Below are 17,864 nucleotides of genomic sequence, written 5' to 3'. Positions count from 1 at the left end.
CAAGGGATCACGGACATGAATTTCCAACCGCGTGGACTGAACGACCAGGCCCTCCAGGGCCCCTCGTCCTACCAGGCCGAGGTCGAGGCGGCGCGCGCGCTGCTCGAGACCAACCCGACCTGGAACGGCGTCACCGCCGAGGCCGTGGCGCGCATGCGCCTGCAGAACCGCTTCAAGACCGGTCTCGACGTCGCCCGCTACACCGCGGCCGTGATGCGCGCCGACATGGCCGCCTATGACGAGGACGCCACCAAGTACACCCAATCGCTGGGCTGCTGGCACGGTTTCATCGCGCAGCAGAAGCTGATCTCGATCAAGAAGCATTTCGGCAAGACCGACCGCCGCTACCTCTATCTCTCCGGCTGGATGATCGCGGCGCTGCGCTCCGAGTTCGGCCCGCTGCCGGATCAGTCGATGCACGAGAAGACCTCGGTGCCCGCGCTGATCGAGGAGCTCTACACCTTCCTGCGCCAGGCCGACTCGCGCGAGCTCAATGATCTGTTCCGCAGCCTCGACGCGGCCCGCAAGGCCGGCGACAAGGCGAAGGAGACCGAGATCATCGCCAAGATCGACGGCTTCCAGACCCACGTCGTCCCGGTGATCGCCGACATCGACGCCGGCTTCGGCAATGCCGAGGCGACCTATCTGCTTGCCAAGAAGATGATCGAGGCGGGCGCCTGCGCGCTGCAGATCGAGAACCAGGTCTCCGACGAGAAGCAGTGCGGCCATCAGGACGGCAAGGTCACCGTGCCGCATGACGTCTTCCTGGCCAAGATCCGCGCCTGCCGCCACGCCTTCCTGGAGCTCGGCGTCGAGGACGGCATCATCGTCACCCGCACCGACTCGCTCGGCGCTGGTCTCACCCAGCAGATCGCGTTCTCGAGCCAGCCGGGCGATCTCGGCGACCAGTACAACAGCTTCCTCGACTGCGAGGAGGTGACGCCTGCGACCGCGCGCAGCGGCGATGTCATCATCACCCAGAACGGCAAGATGATGCGGCCGAAGCGGCTGCCCTCGAACCTCTACCAGTTCCGTCCCGGCACCGGCGAGGACCGTTGCGTGCTCGACTGCATCACCTCGCTGCAGAACGGCGCCGACCTGTTGTGGATCGAGACCGAGAAGCCGCATATCGAGCAGATCGCCAAGATGGTCGACCGCATCCGCAAGGTGATCCCGAACGCCAAGCTCGCCTACAACAACTCGCCGTCGTTCAACTGGACCCTCAACTTCCGTTGGCAGGTCTATGACGCGATGAAGGAGGCGGGCCAGGACGTCAGCAAGTACAACCGCGCCGAGCTGATGAAGGCGGAGTACGACGACACCCCGCTGGCGAAGGAAGCCGACGAGCGCATCCGCACCTTCCAGGCGGATTCGGCCAAGCGAGCCGGCATCTTCCACCACCTGATCACCTTGCCGACCTACCACACGGCCGCGCTCTCGACCGACAACCTCGCCCGCGAGTACTTTGGCGAGCAGGGCATGCTGGGCTACGTCAAGAACGTCCAGCGCGCCGAGATCCGCCAGGGCATCGCCTGCGTCAAGCACCAGAACATGGCCGGCTCCGACATCGGCGACGACCACAAGGAGTACTTCGCCGGCGAGAAGGCCCTGAAGGCCGGCGGCGCGCACAACACGATGAACCAGTTCGGCTGAGCTTGGCCGACTGAGGACTGACAGGACCCGTCTGGAGCTGACAGCTTCAGGCGGGTCTCGCTTTTTAGGGACGCGCCTTGTAGCTGTCGCCGATCGTGAGCCTGGAAGCTTGAGGTCGCCTCTCTCCACGCCGTCATGGCCGGGCTTGTCCCGGCCATCCACGTCGTTCGGCGGACGTGGATCGACGTGGATGCCCGGGCCTTCGCCGCGCCGAAGCGGCTTCGGCCGCGCAGGCGGGACAAGCCCGGGCATGACGAGCAACAAATTGGTGCCGGACCGTGTGGCTGAGGACGTCATTCTCCTACGCGACCCTCTCGCCCCGTCGCGCGGTGCCCTCAGCGCTCCGCCAGCGCCAGCCGCGCACCAAGCAACGCAAAGCCGCCGGCAAAGGCGCGGCGCAGCCAGGTCATGACGCGGGGGCGGCTGACGACGCGGTCGCGCACGGCGGCTGCGAACAGGCCGTAGAGCACGAACACCGCGAACGTCATCGCCATGAATGCCGCCGACAGCTCCAGCATCAGCGCCAGCGGATGCGGCACATCGGCCGCGATGAACTGCGGCAGGAAGGCGAGGAAGAAGATCGACAGTTTTGGATTGAGGATGTTGATCAGGAAGCCGGTCAGCACCACCCGCCCGGCCGAGCGGGCGTCCGGCTTCGCATCGTCCTTCGTCTCGACCGACAGCGCACCGCGCTCGCCCAGCGTCTGCCAGGCCATGTACAGCAGGTAGGCGACGCCGCAATATTTCAGCGCCGCAAACGCCAGCGCGCTGGTGTGCAGCACGGCGGCAAGCCCGACGATCGCGGCCAGCATCGCCGGAAGGATGCCGAGCGTGCAGCCGAACGCGGCGGCGATGCTCATCCGCGAGCCCTTCGTCAGCGCCACTGCGAGCGTGTAGAGCACGCCGGTGCCAGGCGAGGCGACCACGATCAGCGAGGTCAGCAGGAAGGCAGTGGACATCGGCGGGCTCCCAGGGTCGCGGTTGTTCAGGCAAAGGGCAGTCGGCGCATCTCAAACGGCCTCCATCATTCCACGGCGCAGCGGCGGACGATAGAAGGAGGCCGGACACGGGTCGGTGACGACCGGGCGAGCCATCGTGTGCGTCGTCGTCGAGGGCGCGCAGCGGGTGATGCGGGCAGGGGGCGCGTTCATTCGTCATCGCGACGCATGTCGCGCCCGAACTGTTGCGGTCGTTTCGCCCTCCAGCAAACAGAGGGCGCGGGGAATGCCGGGCTGCTGGCCGCAACCCATGGCCCGCCTGCAGAAGAAAAGCAGGCGGCAGTCACCACAGGTTCAGCCGGATCAACCCGGCATTCCCCGCGCGATGGTCTTCACGCTTATACGCGATCTCCCCGGTGTCCGGCTTGATAGCCACCGTCGCCCGTGGGGGTCATCATCCCCCAGGACTTGGCGCCAGCTTCGGGGCGCCAGGACCACGCGATTTCACGTCCGCAAGGAGCCGTTCGTCCGCGCACTATCCAAGCACGCTGCGATTCACCTGCGGCCACCGCATCCCGCGCCCAACGTCCGTGACGATCGCGATCCGCCCCTCTCGAGGAGCACGGGATGGCGACAGTCAATCATGAGTTTCGGAAAAAGGGAAGAGGAATATTTTTGCGCCGATGACTGGACAGGGGTGATCGTCTTGAGCGGCCTGCTGAAATAAGTTTCGCCGCGCATCCTCACGGCTCATGCTGCCGGCAAGCGCAGCGCCGTCGCGCCATGATCCGGTTTCTGCGCCGTGAGGACCTCCCGGACACTGCAACCTGTGCGGGTACTGAACGCATCGCCCTGCCAACGACCTGCTTGATGCCGGGGACGGCAACGGCTGTGTCCTGCCCGCAACGTGGTCGGTTTTTGATAGTTCCACCATTCCCCTCGAGGTTGCGGCTATTGTTCCCCAGATCGGCCCCTGCTACCGCTACTCAACGACAGTTGGGGATGCCGTGGGGGCTCAAATGAAGTGTTTGCGTTGGCCTGCCGGCTGGCTGGCCATCCTGGGAGTCGCGTGTCTTGGCGGGTGTGCTGCGCCGCTTGCGGTCAACAATGTAACCGACATCAGGTCGACGACGGGCAGCCGAGGGATCGACGTCTACGAGGCGAAGCGCCGGACCGATCCGAGCGTGCCCGAGTTCGCGGGCGACCAGCTCGTGGAAGTGCGGACGTTTCACAATCCCGGCGGGGGAGGCGAGGTCGAGATGGCCGGAGCGTCCTGCTCACTGGAAGCCTCCGGCTTCACGGCGACCATGACGAGCCCCGCGAAGGTGCGCGTACCGCTCTATCGCGGACAGTCGAGCACGCTGGCCGTGTCCTGCCAAAAGCCTGGCTATCAGAAGCGGATGATCACGGTCGCGCCGATCGATGCGACGCGCCAGGCTCGTCTGGCCAGCGGCATCAATGGCGGTATCCTCGGTGCGGTCATCGTGGCAGGTATCGATGCCGCCGCCGACAACACGAAGAACGACTGGCGCTATCCCGTCGCGAAGGTCGTGCTGGAGGCCGATCCCCCGGGGTAGGTGGTGGACGGATCTTTTGGCATGCCGGTGAATGCAGTTGCGGTGACCGTGCACTTAGCTCGTTCGATCGATCGCCTGTCGAGATCAAAGGTTCGAGGGGACGCTAGTGCCGGCCACAATTGCAGAACGGTCGGTGAGCGCACGCTACGGCGGACTGCCGGTGGCACAGAGGCCATCAACCGCGGGAAATTTGAGCTGAGAGCTCGTTAAGGATTTCAACGTCGGAGTCGAATGTCATGAGAGCTCTCGCGCTGATCCCACTGATCGCCTGCCTCGCTGGCTGCGGGATGGTCGACGCCGTCCAGAACGGGCTGGCCTACAGCCACGCCGTCGAAGCCGACCTCCTCGCCGAAACCGGCGTCAAGCCCGCCGTCGGCTTCAACTGGAACAACGGCACCCTGACGTCGGTGATGGTGACCTTTCCGAAGCTCTACACCGACAAGCCGCTGCCAGAGCTGGCGGAGAAGGTCCGGGCCGCAGTGCTCAAGGAGTTCAAGCAGAGCCCGCGGCAGCTGGTGCTTGGGTTCGCGGTCAGTGGGTGAGGGCAGCGCGGCTGCTTCAACTGACGTCCATGGGGAAGCTTGTGCACTGTCACCATAACTCCCAGATTGTCCGAAGATTTGGACGGACGTCGAGCGGGGCATTGGAGGCGCTGACGGTTGACTCGACGGGACCTGTTGCACTGACGATGACGCACGCCGCATCAGTCGCGTGCTGCGCTATACATTACCCCTGTTGTGAAATGTGCCACTGTGGTGGCAAGCCTTCTCCGAGTGCCGTTCCGCTAGCGTCATCAGGTCCTCGGATCGAGGATCTATTATGGTCCGGAATTGGTCATCGCCAGCAGTCGGCATAGCGCGGTCGGCCGATTGCGCATTTCAGAGCGCCTCCGACGGTCGGCCGAAAAATCCAGTTTTTGACGACTGTTCGCCTTCGGTACTATTCCGCTCTTGAGGTTCAATGGTCTTTTCAATTCGATTGATCAGGTGGAAGGTTCCAGCTGAGTAAAGGAAGTCGTGCCTGATCTTGTGTTGCCGGTTGTGTATGTCTCGGTAGGTGGCGGCCGAATAGAAGAACAGCATCAAGTCATGATCGCCGAGAGCTATTGCGTCTCTGACACAGAACTGTCTTGCGTCGAACGTCACAGCAATCTGATCACTCCGCTGGCCTTCGCCGAGAACCTCAATTGCGCGTTCTGGCATTTCATATTGGATCGTATGTTTCTCAGTTTTTTCGAGCATCACGGAGTGCATGACTTCTTCAAGAATGGCGGGGGTCTTTCCTGCGTTTGTGAATGTATATGCGAGGATTGGAGCCTGCATTACTATCGCTTCGATGCTGGCATCGTGCCGTCCTCGGTTACTGGCCTGGATCGTTTCAACAACATCGTGCCGAACGACCTTGACAAATAGATGAGCCCGCTGCCCGTCAATAACGACTTGGGCATTGAGCTTGGCAGCACTCGCTGCATCCTTGGCTGCGTCAGCAGCTTCCTTGGCAGGACCGAGGCTTTCGCGAATGAATTGGAGCTGGACGTAAAATAGAATTGCTTGGGCGAGGCCAACGATAACGAGTCCAAGCGTGAAAACAGCTGTTGCATCGTGCCACCAGGCTTCGCGCAGCTCAGTCGCTCGTTGCTCCGCGACTTGGCCGGAGTGTGGCAGTGAGCCGAATGCAAAACCAATCGCAAGCACGGCGATTGTCAGATAAGCACCCAAAATGATCTCGGGAATTCGAAATCTTTTTAACATTGGCTGATCGCCTCGATTCATCATCAAAAGTCAAAGCCTAGTTGCAACGGCCAAGATGATGACGATCAACAACGATACTGAGATCGCGAACGTGCCGTCGGCAGTCAGGTGCATTCCCCAGAAGCTGAACTGCAGTCGATTGCGCATGCGAAGCTCTCCATTGAAAGTACATGAGAGCCTTCGGGGGACGATGTATCTGGTCGCAGCTTTGCTGGCTCGTCAAGGTGCCTTCAGGTTGGCTGTCCCTTGGTAAGGGACCGTCTTTTACGCAGCGACAGGGGCTTACGGCTTCGGCGTGTCATTTACGTGCCACGAATGACTGTGGACAACTTCAGCCGCTTCATGTGCTCGACCCTCGCGTTGAGGCGAGAAAGCGATTTCCGGTCTACGGCTGTCGGACGACCAATTGGGGACAAATGTCGCTCGCGGGCGGCCAACTGCGAAAGAGAACGGCTGTTATTGAGCCGGGTCTTCCTTTATCGGCGCCGCGCATCACGATTTCCAGCGCGTCATCCGGCAATGGCCGTTGCAGCGCCTCGGCCTCATCCCATGGCGCGCGCAGCCAGAAGTTACGGTGACAGTGCTGGACTGCACCCCTCAAGTGAGACACGATAATCTCAGTGACAGGCATTCCGAGGATGACCTGTGGCAGCAAGAGGGAAGACCCGTCGGTTTCCGACGGCTTATAAGCTGAAGGCGATCAAGCGTGTCGAGCGAGGCGAAGGCGTTCTGCCTGTGGCTCGGGACCTTGGGATATCGCGCAAGATCCTGCATGACTGGATCAAGGTCTGGAGGGCGCAAGGGCCGGACGGATTGAACCGCAAGCCGGGACCGAAGCCCGGTCCCCGGAAGCTCCAATCTCTGGCGACCTATGACGATAAGCGGTCCGCACTGGCACGGGCCAATGCCCGCATTGCCGAGCTCGAACGGCTGGTCGGCCGTCAGCAGATGGACCTCGATTTTTTTCGGCAAGCCTTGCGCGCACTGGAGCGGCCGGCAGCGCAAGGCAAACCCGTATCCGCATCATCGAAGTCATCAAAAGCATGACCGCGGAGACAGCCGACTCCAGCACTCACGTGCAGCGCCTCTGCGCTTTGGCAAGGCTGCCTCGAGCGACTTATTACCGGCATATCAACCGACGCAGCCGCGCCGAGGCCGAGTGCGAGTTGCGTGACCAGCTCCAGCGCATCTGCCTGAAGCATCCGTTCTACGGCTATCGACGGGTGACCGCCGCTCTTCGGCGTCTGGGAATGGTCGTCAATGCCAAGAAAGTCCTGCGCCTCATGCGTCAGGATAATCTTCTCGCGCAGCGCAAGACGCCCTTCCTAAAGCCGCCAACTGAAAGGCCGACTGACGTGATCGTCGTCCCCAACCTGATCCGTGGCCTGGCGCCATCGGCTCCGGATCAGATCTGGGTCGCTGACATCACCTACGTCCATCTCGCCAAGACGTTCGCCTATCTCGCCGTCATTCTCGACGGCTTCTCCCGAAAGGCGGTCGGCTGGGCATTCGACAACATCCTCGACGCCTCGCTCGCCATCGCGGCGCTCGACAAAGCGCTTCAATCTCGGAACCCCAAGCCCGGCAGCCTGATCCACCACTCAGACCGCGGCGTGCAGTACTCCTCGATCGCCTATCGGGAGCGGCTGGCCAAGCGCGACATCAAGATCAGCATGAGCAGTCCCGGCAACCCGTTCGACAACGCCAAGGCCGAAAGCTTCATGAAGACGCTCAAGGCCGAGGAGATCAACGGCAAGAGCTTTGCCGACGTCAACGACGCCCGGCGCCGGATCAACAGCTTCATCGCCGAGATCTACAATAAGGAGCGCTTGCATTCGGCCCTCGGCTATCGATCTCCTCTTGAGTTCGAAGCCGCGTTCAAGCAAAACACGATGCGATGACTTTACCCATTGTCACTGAGATTATCGTGTCTCACTTGAGGGGTGCAGTCCAGCACTGTCACCGTAATCCTTTCGTCACTTACCAAGGGAGCTAATGGTATGAGTTCAGTACTCCCGGGTCGAACCTGAACTAACTTTCCCGCGTCGATCATCAAGCGCGTACTTCCTACAGGAAAATGGGATCGGTAGGTTCCAATAAGTCAGAGCCTTGATAACGGCTGCGCGTGGATAAAATTCGCCCGCATGCTCAAGGTCTCGGTGAATCTTAGCCAGCCGACGATTTGCGTCCACGATGATCCTGTCGTTAATTGAGACGGTGTTGGGGGGTGGTGCATCGTCAGGCGCTTTGGGCCAACTCGCCGGATATGCGGGGTCATTCGTCCACCCTGCGAGGTGCGAGCAGTCTGCGAGTGCTTCATGATCGCAATGCCAGCCGAAGGCATAAAATGCGCAGGCACGAAGCATCCACTTCACCTCCGGCATTACGTCGGTAAATGCCTTCAGCGGGGTTGGAAGGAGCACCATATTCGCAACGCAAGAATAGAAGCGCGGGTCTTGAACAACGGCGTTCCCCAACGCATAGCTGTCGTCATCGATGCCCCAGATATGGCAGCAAGACCAGTTCGGCCTTTCGTGGGGACGAAGCCCAAGCGCATTGGTCAAAGCGAGGTTGGCGTATCGGTTGCTTTCTTGCTTATGAGAGCTTACGCCAGTCGCTCTATTAGTGTTTGGCTGCGGCTTGCTCCAGTTGGCTTTATAAAATAGTCCGCGCCGACTATGTTCCGGATACCATACGGGCAACCGCTTGAAGGTCTCTCGCGACACCCAACGAGCGGTTCGTTCGATAAGCCGCATTATCTCGGCCAAACTCAGTTCAACACGAAGTGCGTCAAGACCGTCGGGAAAGGCTGCTGACATAAATTGCTTCACTCACTTAGGTCATGTGATTTCTAGGTCACTTAGCAGCACATATCCCGTAAACAACGTTCTGGGGGCGGGCTGCAAGCGGAGTTGCTTCCCGGTGCTTTTGGCAAGTGCGCCCAAAGATCGTTACCTTTTTAGAACGGTACCTCGTCATCGCTGGTGGGCGAAGCGCTCGGTGGAGGGATACGCTTTCTTTCAGCGGGAGCCGGCAGCTTAGCCGCGTCCTCGTCTCTCGCTTGAGCAAAGACTTTCATAATTCGCTCGAGGCGTTCGATGGCTGGATCGAGATTTTTTGCACCCGCTCCGATAGCGCTCGTTATATCGAGCCAGAGGCCGGTGACCACTTCGGCTCTTGTGCGATCTCGGTCTACTTCGAATTGCAATGTCTCAATTCGTCGAAAAATGGCGTCACGTTTCGATTCTGTTAGATGAGCCTCATGAACGATTTTACGAATAGCGGTGAGATGAGCGCCGATTTGCGTCTTAAAGCTGGTCGCAACATGGAATGAGGTTCGGTGCACTCTTCGGCGTGCAGAAATCTCTAAGCGTGCCTTGGCCCTAAACGACTCGACTGCTCTACGAAATCCAGCGAAGTATGATGAGAAGTTATCGTCGGTAAGTGGAGTATCCTTAGAGACATGTAGATCGATATTCCTCGCTTCTACAAACGCAAGTATGTAGGCGACGTACTCGCGCTCAATGTCCCATCCTTGATTAAAGGCGCGATCGTCAAGCTTATTATTTAGGATGGCTTCAAATGCGATAAACGCTTCAAGGTCATCTTCAGGTAAATCATCAAGCTGGTCGTCAGTGATCATTCTAGGTTTGCCCTCAGAATGGGTCGTTGGTCGTACGCAGGCATTGGAGGAGCCGCGAGGAACGAGGAATCCGCGACTCACCTACCACGCGGCTCAACAGATCAAAGAGAATAGCCATAGACAGAACCACGCGGTCGCCCGATGCATCGAAGGACGAGGACCGTAAATCTTCCGAGTCCGATTCGCGCAGGCGGACAGTCCTAACGGAGCTGGGACTACGGGACGGCAATATCAAAAGCAGTGCCCACTGCCATCCAATCTCAACCAGAGCACTAAGGCAAGGCGTGCTCGTCTGTTTAGCGGACGTAGCGAACGTATTTCTGGCGCCGACGAGGACCCTCAGCCAGAATTCTTCTGCGCCCGGGTGGGGACCGCCAACAAATACTGGATTAACAGTGGGGTGTCATTGCCGGGTTCGAAAGGTTGGTGAGCGCGCCGGGACTCGAACCCGGGACCCCATGATTAAAAGTCACGTGCTCTACCGGCTGAGCTACGCGCTCGCTCCCAAGGAAGCGGTGTGACGGCTGGACCGTCACTGTCCGGATCGTCGACAGGATACCATCAGAACGCTTGCGGCGTGGCCGTGGTTCACTGCGGGCTGCGGGAACGGGGGTGAACCCCTGGCCCGTGGGCCGCATGCTGTCGTGCGGGGTGTGTAGGGGGTGGGTGCGGTCGGGTCAATAGGGCGGAAGGGGCAAACCACAGCGGGGTGGGATCATGGCGGACGCGTCAGCGGCCCGACCGAACGCAATTTGAGGCACGTCATGCCCGGGCTTGTCCCGGGCATCCACGTTTGGCGTCTTGCGCTGCCATTCCGACGTGGATGGCCGGGACAAGCCCGGCCATGACGGTGTGTGGGGGGAGCAGCCGGGTAAAAAGTGACGTCCGCGCGCCCGCCGGTCTCGCACCTACACCTTCTCTGTCACCTTGGTCGCCGCCGCGCTCAGCGGCGCCGGCTGCATCCCCGGACCCGCCAGCTCCGGCACCCAGACCGGGCGCAGGCCGATCAGCTCGGCGGTGCGGACGGTGGCGTGGCGCCAGAACTCGAAGGAGTTGATGCGGGACATCTCCAGGAGCGCGATCGCGACCGCGGACAGGAACGGCAGGCTCTCCAGGATCAGGACGGCGGCGAAGATGTAGAGCTCGGTGATCTGCAACGTGTTGGTCACGATCAGGATGGTGGCGCCGATCAGGAGCAGGGCGCCGATCACGGCCTCCCAGAACGCCTGGAACTCGATCGACATCCGCGACAGCCCGCCCTTGGAGGTGCGGGCGAACGCCAGGTGCTCGGTGATCAGGCCCTGCGCCACCGCGCGGCTGACGGTCCACTGCACCGACATCGCCGCGATCATCGCGCCCAGCATCTGCCAGGGCCTCACCGCGACGCGCAGCCGGTAGAGGATCAGGAAGTGGGCGAGCGAGACCACGAAGGCGGCGAGGATCGGGATGGTCAGGATCTTGTCGGGGATGGCGATGCCGGCGAAGGCCACGATCGGCGTCCAGATCAGGTTGAGGATCGCGACGACGACGCCGAGGCTCTCGGCGCCCAGCCAGTTGAGCCAGCCGAGCGAGAACTCGCGCTTCTGGTCCGCCGTCAGCCGGCTCCTGCCGGGCAGGAAGCGCTGCCAGTGCTTCTTGACGATCTGGAAGCCGCCATAGGCCCAGCGATGGCGCTGCTTCTTGAACGCCTCGTAGGTGTCGGGCAGCAGGCCCGAGCCGTAGCGGGTGGCGGTGTAGTGGGTCTGCCAGCCGAGCTCCTGGATGGCGAGGCCGAGATCGGTGTCCTCGCAGATCGTGTCGCTCGACCACCCCCCGGCCATGTCCATGGCGGCGCGGCGGATCAGGCACATCGTGCCGTGCACGATGATCGCGTTCTCCTCGTTGCGCTGGACCATGCCGATGTCGAAGAAGCCGGCATACTCGCCGTTCATGATGTAGTGCATCAGCGACAGGTCCTCGTCGCGATGCTCCTGCGGCGCCTGCACCAGGCCGACGGTGGGGTCGGCGAAGGCCGGCACGAGGTCGGAGAGCCAGTCCGGCGTCACGACGTAGTCGGCGTCGATGATGCCGATGATCTCGGCATCGACGGCGGTGCGCTCCATCGCGATGCGCAAGGCGCCGGCCTTGAAACCCTTGACCTTCTCGGCATTGATGAACTTGAAACGCTCGCCGAGCATGCGGCAGTGATCCTGGATCGGCTGCCAGAACGCCGGATCGGGCGTGTTGTTGATGATGCAGACGACCTCGTAGTTCGGGTAGTCGAGCCGCGCCAGCGCATCCAAGGTCTGCTTCATCATCTCGACCGGCTCGAAATAGGCCGGCACGTGGATCGAGACCTTCGGGCAATAGCCTTGGGGCATGGCGGCGCGGTCGCGCGCGACCTTGTCGCGGGTCAGGAGACGGCGCGGCTCGCGGCCGAAGGCGATCGCGGCGATCTCCTCGATGCGGGCCATCGCGATGAGGATCAAGGGAACCAGGAGGATCAGGCCGAGCGTCAGCGCGAAGGTCGAGCCCCAGACGAAATAGTGCACGTTCCAATAGGCGAAGACGGTGGAGACCCAGGCGCCGACGCCATGCGCCGTGATCGCGAGCATCATCGCCTGCAGCACGGTCGGCTGGCGCAGCCGCACGATCGGCAAGGACAGGAGCACGCCGACCAGCAGCGCGATGGTCGCGAGCTTCCAATAGTCGGGATTCACGATCGGGCCGGTCCAGGCGAATTTCGCCTCGCGCGCGGCGTTGAGCACGCCCCAATAGGGGCCGACGCCGCCTTCGAAATATTTCCAGGGCTGATCGATCGCCTCGACGATGTTGTACTCCATGCCGATCGAGGCGGCCTGGGCGAGGAAATTGCGCAACACCTTGGCCTGCCGGAGCGGGCCCGGCACGGCTGGGCCGCGGCCGTCGCCGCTGCGGCTGTAGCCCTGGCTCGGCCAGCCGAACTCGGCGATCATGATGCGCTTGCCGGTGAACTGCTTCTTCAGGAGCTGATAGCGATCCACCGCCTGGTCGACCGCCTGGTCGTCGGTGAAGAACTCCCAATAGGGCAGGACGTGCGCGGCGATGAAGTCGACATTGGCGGCGAGCTCCGGGTTGTCGCGCCAGGTGTTCCAGACGTCGCCGGTGGTGACGGGCACGTTGACCGACTTCTTCACGCGCTTGATCTTCTCGATCAGCTCATCGACCTTCTGGGTCGCCGTGAGGATGGTCTCGTTGCCGACCACGATGCCGATGACGTTGCTGTTGCGGCGGGCCAGCGTGATGGCCGACTGGATCTCGCGCTCGTTGCGGTCCGGATCCTTGTCGATCCAGGCGCCGAGCATCACCTTCAGGCCCGCCTCGGCGGCCAGCGGCGGCACGATCTCGAGGCCTCCGGTCGAGGAGTAGAGCCGGATCGCCCGCGTGATCGTGGCGAGCTTCTTCATGTCGGCGCGGATGCGCTCCGGCGAGGCCACGGTGTTGGCGCCGGGGGCTCCGGTTCCTTCATGCGGATCGTAGGAGACGCTCTGCAGCAGGCCGGTGAAGTTGGGGGCCTCCTGCTTGTCCTGCAGCAGTCCCCAGAGGGCGGCGTGCACGGCGGTGACGAGGAGCAGGACGGCGACGACGGCACGCATGGGAGGGGCAACCATTCCTAGGATCAAGTCAGCGGTGAAGCGGAGCGGTCGATCGCCGTTCCATCTCGGGTATGCGATGCTACCGGGATCGTGTTCACGCGTGCGTTCGACGGCGAACGGCGAAGGCGATCAGTCTCACGCCGTCACAGCCGAAGGCCGCGACGTCATACGTCATCCCAACAGAGCCCAATCCTGCTGAACGCTGCCTGAACCGGGGCGAGGCTCAGGCGCGCGTCGACGGCCTCGATCGTATCACGGCCGTATCCTGCCACGTGATCGGAGCGCTGTCATGCCGCACGCCGCGCATGGCGCCCGGTCGGCGGGATCGTGCGTCCTGCCTGCCGTCAGGCGCCGGTCACTTCGCCGGAGGCTGCGCGGGCGCCGGCGAGGCCGGGGGGGCGGGCTGCTGCGCCGGCGCCGGCGAAGCCTGCGCGGCCGGGGTCGAGGCCGGGCCCGGCGCAGGCGCCGCAGCCACCTGCGGCTTGGCATCCGGATTGATCCAGCAGCCATGGACGTGGTTGTTCAGCGAGTTCGGCACCTTCGGATCGATCTGCGGGATGAAACGCGTCAGGCAGCGGAAGGCGGCCTGGACGTGGCCACCGGGGCAGCCGAAGCGGTCATAGAGATCGAGGTGGCGGAAGGCGGTATCGAGGTCGTCATTGTACATCAGCTGGACGACGCGGCGGCCGAGCCAGACGCATTCGGGATTGCCGGCCGGGCCGCCAGAGAGCGCCTGGGACGCTTCGGTGAATTCGTCGGCCTTGCGCTGGTTCTCCTTCGACACGTCGGCCGGATTGGCCGCCTGCGGCTTTTGGTCCTGGGGATGGTCGCTGCCGCTCTGGGCGAGCGCGCCGGGGGCGCCGATGAGGAGCACGAGGCCCAGAGCCGCCGACAGGCGCGAAACCGAAAACTTGGAGTGGAGCACGCGTCGACCCATAAATTCCCCGATTGTTGCCTTCGTGCCGTCCCCTGACGGACGCAGTGTTGATGCCGATCAAATCAGCCCCGATTGCGGCGGGAGATTGATTCCGACTGTCGCAGAGCGTTCCTAACGGGCGCTTGCGCAGGGGTCCAGAACCTGGGTTGCGACGGCCGGGGTCAACCGGGATTCCCAATGACCGGAATCTCGGATTTTGTCCAGCAACGTACCAACTTTCTCGCGTCATCGTAAAAGGGTGATTTGGAGCGGGTACGCCCGGTGCGCCGTCGGGCCCGATCGCCTACTTGGCAGATCGCCGCCGACCGGGTAATCGACACCACCCTGCCTGGAGAACGGAACTGAAATCCCTCCCTACGCCGCTGGCGCTTCTGCTCATATCCTTGGGTGTCATCGCCGCCGCGTGGTGGTGGCTGGCCAAGCCGATCACGCTCGCGCGCGCGCCGATCGAGCCGGCCTCGAAGCTGCAGTGCGTATCCTATGCGCCGTTCCGCGGCCAGCAGAGCCCGCTCGATCCGACCACGCATATCGACGCCGAGCAGATCGAGCAGGACCTGGTGCAGCTCGCCAAGATCTCCGAATGCGTGCGCACCTATTCGATCGAGAACGGCCTCGACCAGGTGCCGGGAATCGCCGCCCGGGTCGGCATCAAGGTGATCCAGGGCATTTGGCTCGGCTCAAACAAGCTGAAGAACCAGCAGCAGATCGGCATCGCGGTCGACCTGATCAAGCGCTATCCCGGCGTCATCACGGCGGTCGTGGTCGGCAACGAGGTGCTGCTGCGCGGCGAGATGACGACCGCCGACCTCGCCGCCACCATCCGCAGCGTCAAGGCGCAGGTCACGGTTCCTGTGACCTATGCCGACGTCTGGGAGTTCTGGCTGCGCAACCGCGAGCTCTACGACATCGTCGACTTCGTCACGGTTCATATCCTCCCGTATTGGGAGGACATCCCGGTGCGCGCGAAATTCGCCGCCTCCCATGTCGACGCCATCCGCCAGCAGGTCGGCGTCGCCTTTCCGGGCAAGGAGATCCTGATCGGCGAGACCGGCTGGCCGAGCGAGGGGCGCATGCGCGAGGGCGCGCTGCCGTCGCGCGCCAACCAGGCCCGCGTGGTCTCGGAGATCCTCTCGCTCGCCAAGCGCGAGAATTTCCGCGTCAACCTGATCGAGGCCTATGACCAGCCCTGGAAGCGCAAGCTCGAAGGCACCGTCGGCGGCTATTGGGGCCTGATCAGCGACGACACGCGCACGCTGAAATATCCGCCGGGCCAGCCCGTCAGCAACTATCCGCTGTGGAAGCTGCAGATGGGCGGCGGCATGATCCTGTCCTTCGCGGTGTTCCTCGCCGGCTGGCTGACGGTGCGGCGCCGGCCCTGGCCGCCGCACATCTCGGCCTGGATCGGCGTCGGCATTTCCGCGACCACGGCCGGCGTGCTGTTCGGCATGGCCGCCGACAAGATGTTCTACGAGAGCCTCGGTGTCGGCGGCTGGCTGCAATGGGGCGCGCTGCTCGCCGCCGGGGTGCTGGCGCCGATCCTGGCCGCCAATGCGGCTATGGCCGGGCGGCCGCTGCCGACCTTCCTCGACCTGCTCGGACCGAATGACGGCCGCAAGCAGCTGAAGATCACCTACCTGCTGGCCCTGGTCCTGGTCGTGACCGTGCTGATCGCGGCCGAGACGGCGCTCGGCTTCGTGTTCGACCCGCGCTACCGCGATTTTCCGTTCGCCAGCCTGACCATGGCGGTGGTGCCATTCGCGATGCTGCTCGGCAACCGTCCGACGCAGGGCCCGCGGCCGATCGCCGAGGCATGCTTCGCCGGACAGCTGGCGATCTCCTCGGTCTACGTGATCTACAACGAGGGCCGCGACAACTGGCAGGCGATGTGGACCTGCGCGATGTATCTGCTGCTGGCGTTCACGCTGTGGCGGGCGCGGGCCGCGCAAAGCCGAGGATGAGCAGGCCGATCGCCAGCCCCGACAGCACGATGTTGTAGAGCACGATGCCGAGGCCGGCGGCGATCAGCCCGCCGGTCAAGAGCACGATCGACGGCCGCATCACGTGCAGCACCGCGATCACCAGCGCGGTGGCGCCGAACACAGAATTCTTGAACAGCGGGGTCGCCACCGCCCGGCTCTTGCAGGCCAGCGTCTGCAGGCCGGCGTCGCAGGCGAGCGCGACGCTCGACAGCTCGATCGCCAGATAGCGCAGATAGAGGGCATAGCCGACGGTGACGAAGCCGACGATCAGGAGCCATTGCACCTGATAGGGCGAGAGGCGGAACGGGGTCTTTTTCATGCGCCGGACTATGCTGCGGAAAGGACGTGCGGACAAGCCGCAAAGCCGGTTCGCGGACTGCTTTCACAATCCGTCCCAACCGGCTTTGACCGCTCGCTGATTTGAGACTCAGGAGCGGCGGAAGAACGACGACAGCGCCGACGGCTGCTCGGGCTTGGGCGCCTCGGCCGGCGGCGGCGCCGGCGCGGCTGCCGTGGGCGGCGGCTCCTCGCGCTTGCCGTGGCGCTGCTGCTGGGCCTGCGGCTGATAGGTGCGCCGGCGCTGCACCGGCTTCGGGGCGGCGGCCGCGGGAGCGCCCGGCTTGGCCGCCTCCGGCTCCTCGCGGACCGCGAGGCGCTGGCCGTCATAGACGGTGGTCTCGCAGGCGCGCTGGCTCTCGGCGAGCACCGCGCAGATCTTCGCCGCCGTCGCCGCGTCACTCAACGGACCGGCGCCGAGCCGCAGCTGCATGCCCGGACCGCCTCGGCCTTCCTTGAGAATGACGATCGGCCTGAGCGAGGCGAGGTCGGCATGGGTTCTTACGAGGTCCCGCCACAGCGCCCGCAAGCCGCCGAGCGAGTTGGCCGCGCCGAGATCGACGGCAAATTCGGTCTTCTGGACCGCCGTGACCGCGGCGTCGGTGCTGTCACTGCCCTTGGCGCCGGCGGCCTCGGCGGGTTCAGCTCTTGCGAGCTTGTCGGTCTCGGCCGGCTTGCCGGCCGGGTCCGGTGCGCCAGCGGGCAGCGGCTTGGAACCAGCTGCTGCGACCGCAGGGGCGGGCGAGGCAGATGGTGTCGGGGACGGGGCCGCAGACACAGGCGATGACGAAGCTCCCGAGGCCGGCTCCTGCTTCGTCTTGTCGGCGCTCGCGGCAGCCGACGGAGCCACCGGCTGAGCCGGATTGGGTCCGGCCGCTCCGCTGGGAATCGGCATGAACGGGGACGCGTTCGCGAATGCCGGCAGGGGGCTGGGCGCCACGGAACTCGACGGAACCGCAGCCGGGGCGAGGGATTCCACGGCTGCGATCTGCGGCGCGGGCCCGGCCCTGCTGGCGGGATTCGGGGACGCCTGGGCGCTCTGCTTGGCCAGCGCGCCGGTCACCGAGTCCAATCCCTGCTCGAGCACGGTCACGCGCGCGTACAGCCGGTCCCGGTCGGTGTTGAGCGTCTCGATGGCCGCGCCGAGCTGGCGCGCCTCGCCCTGGGTCTCACGGGCCAGCGACTGCAGCAGTTGCGCCTGGCGCGACAGGTCGGCCGCAGAAACACGGTCCTGCCGCCATCCCTGTGCGGCCTGATTGGTGAAAACGGCCAGGCCGACGGCGCCGACGGCACCAGCCCCCCACCAGCCGAGCCGCCACAGCGCGCGGCGATCGAACTCGTTCTCGTCGGCAAACAGTCCAGACAGAGTCGTGCCCGTCTTCTCAGCTGCATTTGCGCCGGCGGATTTGCGGGAGTCCTTAGCCATGAACCTGCCT

General features: G+C 63.6%; 14 protein-coding genes and 1 tRNA gene. 6 read left to right on the top strand and 9 right to left on the bottom strand.

The genetic code is table 11. The features are described 5' to 3' along the window. Positions 1-15: 15 nt before the first annotated feature. Entirely contained in the window at positions 16-1,653 is a 1,638-nt protein-coding gene (locus ACQR1D_RS13660) for an isocitrate lyase (protein ID WP_434893885.1), read from the top strand. Between the two features lie 335 nt (positions 1,654-1,988). On the opposite strand, the gene ACQR1D_RS13655 is transcribed toward ACQR1D_RS13660, so the two are convergent. After that, on the bottom strand, positions 1,989-2,612 hold the full coding sequence (locus ACQR1D_RS13655) for a LysE family translocator (protein WP_434883099.1): 624 nt from the start codon (positions 2,610-2,612) through the stop codon (positions 1,989-1,991). A 998-nt stretch (positions 2,613-3,610) separates the two neighbouring features. Here ACQR1D_RS13655 and ACQR1D_RS13650 point away from each other — a divergent pair. Next, complete coding sequence (locus tag ACQR1D_RS13650; RefSeq protein WP_434845974.1) at positions 3,611-4,168, top strand: hypothetical protein; 558 nt, start codon at positions 3,611-3,613, stop codon at positions 4,166-4,168. A gap of 236 nt (positions 4,169-4,404) precedes the next feature. Beyond that, positions 4,405-4,710, top strand: a complete 306-nt coding sequence (locus tag ACQR1D_RS13645; protein WP_434872767.1) for a hypothetical protein — start codon at positions 4,405-4,407, stop codon at positions 4,708-4,710. 336 nt (positions 4,711-5,046) lie between these two features. Here ACQR1D_RS13645 and ACQR1D_RS13640 read toward each other — a convergent pair whose 3' ends face one another. Further along, positions 5,047-5,919 carry a hypothetical protein gene (locus ACQR1D_RS13640; RefSeq protein ID WP_434893886.1) on the bottom strand — a complete coding sequence of 291 codons (873 nt, stop codon included), beginning with the start codon at positions 5,917-5,919 and terminating at the stop codon, positions 5,047-5,049. A gap of 645 nt (positions 5,920-6,564) precedes the next feature. Between ACQR1D_RS13640 and ACQR1D_RS13635 the strand changes: the two genes are divergently transcribed. Then, a complete protein-coding gene (locus ACQR1D_RS13635) occupies positions 6,565-6,966 on the top strand; it encodes a transposase (protein ID WP_434840549.1) in 402 nt (133 codons plus the stop codon). Further along, positions 6,963-7,820 carry an IS3 family transposase gene (locus ACQR1D_RS13630; protein WP_434840550.1) on the top strand — a complete coding sequence of 286 codons (858 nt, stop codon included), beginning with the start codon at positions 6,963-6,965 and terminating at the stop codon, positions 7,818-7,820. Before ACQR1D_RS13635 ends, ACQR1D_RS13630 begins: the two co-directional genes overlap by 4 nt. Before the next feature lie 105 nt (positions 7,821-7,925). Here ACQR1D_RS13630 and ACQR1D_RS13625 read toward each other — a convergent pair whose 3' ends face one another. From ACQR1D_RS13625 to ACQR1D_RS13605, 5 genes are all read right to left on the bottom strand, one after another. Further along, positions 7,926-8,750 (bottom strand): hypothetical protein, encoded by an 825-nt coding sequence (locus tag ACQR1D_RS13625; protein ID WP_434893887.1) that lies wholly within the window; start codon positions 8,748-8,750, stop codon positions 7,926-7,928. A gap of 128 nt (positions 8,751-8,878) precedes the next feature. After that, positions 8,879-9,562, bottom strand: a complete 684-nt coding sequence (locus ACQR1D_RS13620) for a hypothetical protein (protein ID WP_434893888.1) — start codon at positions 9,560-9,562, stop codon at positions 8,879-8,881. Between the two features lie 424 nt (positions 9,563-9,986). Next, positions 9,987-10,062: transfer RNA gene (locus ACQR1D_RS13615), tRNA-Lys, on the bottom strand. A gap of 408 nt (positions 10,063-10,470) precedes the next feature. Beyond that, positions 10,471-13,176 carry a glycosyltransferase gene (locus ACQR1D_RS13610; protein WP_434839528.1) on the bottom strand — a complete coding sequence of 902 codons (2,706 nt, stop codon included), beginning with the start codon at positions 13,174-13,176 and terminating at the stop codon, positions 10,471-10,473. Between the two features lie 355 nt (positions 13,177-13,531). Then, the gene (locus tag ACQR1D_RS13605) at positions 13,532-14,113 is read right to left on the bottom strand and encodes a beta-1-3, beta-1-6-glucan biosynthesis protein (protein ID WP_315800039.1); all 582 of its coding nucleotides are present in this window, start codon (positions 14,111-14,113) and stop codon (positions 13,532-13,534) included. A 377-nt stretch (positions 14,114-14,490) separates the two neighbouring features. On the opposite strand from ACQR1D_RS13605, the gene ACQR1D_RS13600 reads away from it, so the two are divergent. Continuing rightward, positions 14,491-16,071 (top strand): beta-(1-6) glucans synthase, encoded by a 1,581-nt coding sequence (locus tag ACQR1D_RS13600; protein ID WP_434839569.1) that lies wholly within the window; start codon positions 14,491-14,493, stop codon positions 16,069-16,071. Here the strand turns inward: ACQR1D_RS13600 and ACQR1D_RS13595 are convergent. After that, positions 16,031-16,411: a hypothetical protein gene (locus ACQR1D_RS13595; RefSeq protein ID WP_315800038.1), complete on the bottom strand. Its 381-nt coding sequence runs from the start codon at positions 16,409-16,411 to the stop codon at positions 16,031-16,033. The genes ACQR1D_RS13600 and ACQR1D_RS13595 overlap by 41 nt on opposite strands. A 108-nt stretch (positions 16,412-16,519) precedes the next feature. Further along, the gene (locus tag ACQR1D_RS13590; protein WP_434839529.1) at positions 16,520-17,854 is read right to left on the bottom strand and encodes a hypothetical protein; all 1,335 of its coding nucleotides are present in this window, start codon (positions 17,852-17,854) and stop codon (positions 16,520-16,522) included. Between the last annotated feature and the right edge of the window lie 10 nt (positions 17,855-17,864).

The sequence above is a fragment of the Bradyrhizobium sp. HKCCYLRH2047 genome, from assembly GCF_051168175.1.
GTDB lineage: Bacteria > Pseudomonadota > Alphaproteobacteria > Rhizobiales > Xanthobacteraceae > Bradyrhizobium.
Note: the sequence above shows the minus strand (reverse complement) of the source record. Positions and strands in the feature narration are given on the sequence as shown.

What these genes read in the sequence shown, in the direction of transcription:
- ACQR1D_RS13660 (WP_434893885.1), top strand. Translation starts at nt 16, where the DNA reads ATGAATTTCCAACCGCGTGGACTGAACGACCAGGCCCTCCAGGGCCCC.
- ACQR1D_RS13655 (WP_434883099.1), bottom strand. Translation starts at nt 2,612, where the DNA reads ATGTCCACTGCCTTCCTGCTGACCTCGCTGATCGTGGTCGCCTCGCCT.
- ACQR1D_RS13650 (WP_434845974.1), top strand. Translation starts at nt 3,611, where the DNA reads ATGAAGTGTTTGCGTTGGCCTGCCGGCTGGCTGGCCATCCTGGGAGTC.
- ACQR1D_RS13645 (WP_434872767.1), top strand. Translation starts at nt 4,405, where the DNA reads ATGAGAGCTCTCGCGCTGATCCCACTGATCGCCTGCCTCGCTGGCTGC.
- ACQR1D_RS13640 (WP_434893886.1), bottom strand. Translation starts at nt 5,919, where the DNA reads ATGTTAAAAAGATTTCGAATTCCCGAGATCATTTTGGGTGCTTATCTG.
- ACQR1D_RS13630 (WP_434840550.1), top strand. Translation starts at nt 6,963, where the DNA reads ATGACCGCGGAGACAGCCGACTCCAGCACTCACGTGCAGCGCCTCTGC.
- ACQR1D_RS13620 (WP_434893888.1), bottom strand. Translation starts at nt 9,562, where the DNA reads ATGATCACTGACGACCAGCTTGATGATTTACCTGAAGATGACCTTGAA.
- ACQR1D_RS13610 (WP_434839528.1), bottom strand. Translation starts at nt 13,176, where the DNA reads ATGCGTGCCGTCGTCGCCGTCCTGCTCCTCGTCACCGCCGTGCACGCC.
- ACQR1D_RS13605 (WP_315800039.1), bottom strand. Translation starts at nt 14,113, where the DNA reads ATGGGTCGACGCGTGCTCCACTCCAAGTTTTCGGTTTCGCGCCTGTCG.
- ACQR1D_RS13595 (WP_315800038.1), bottom strand. Translation starts at nt 16,411, where the DNA reads ATGAAAAAGACCCCGTTCCGCCTCTCGCCCTATCAGGTGCAATGGCTC.
- ACQR1D_RS13590 (WP_434839529.1), bottom strand. Translation starts at nt 17,854, where the DNA reads ATGGCTAAGGACTCCCGCAAATCCGCCGGCGCAAATGCAGCTGAGAAG.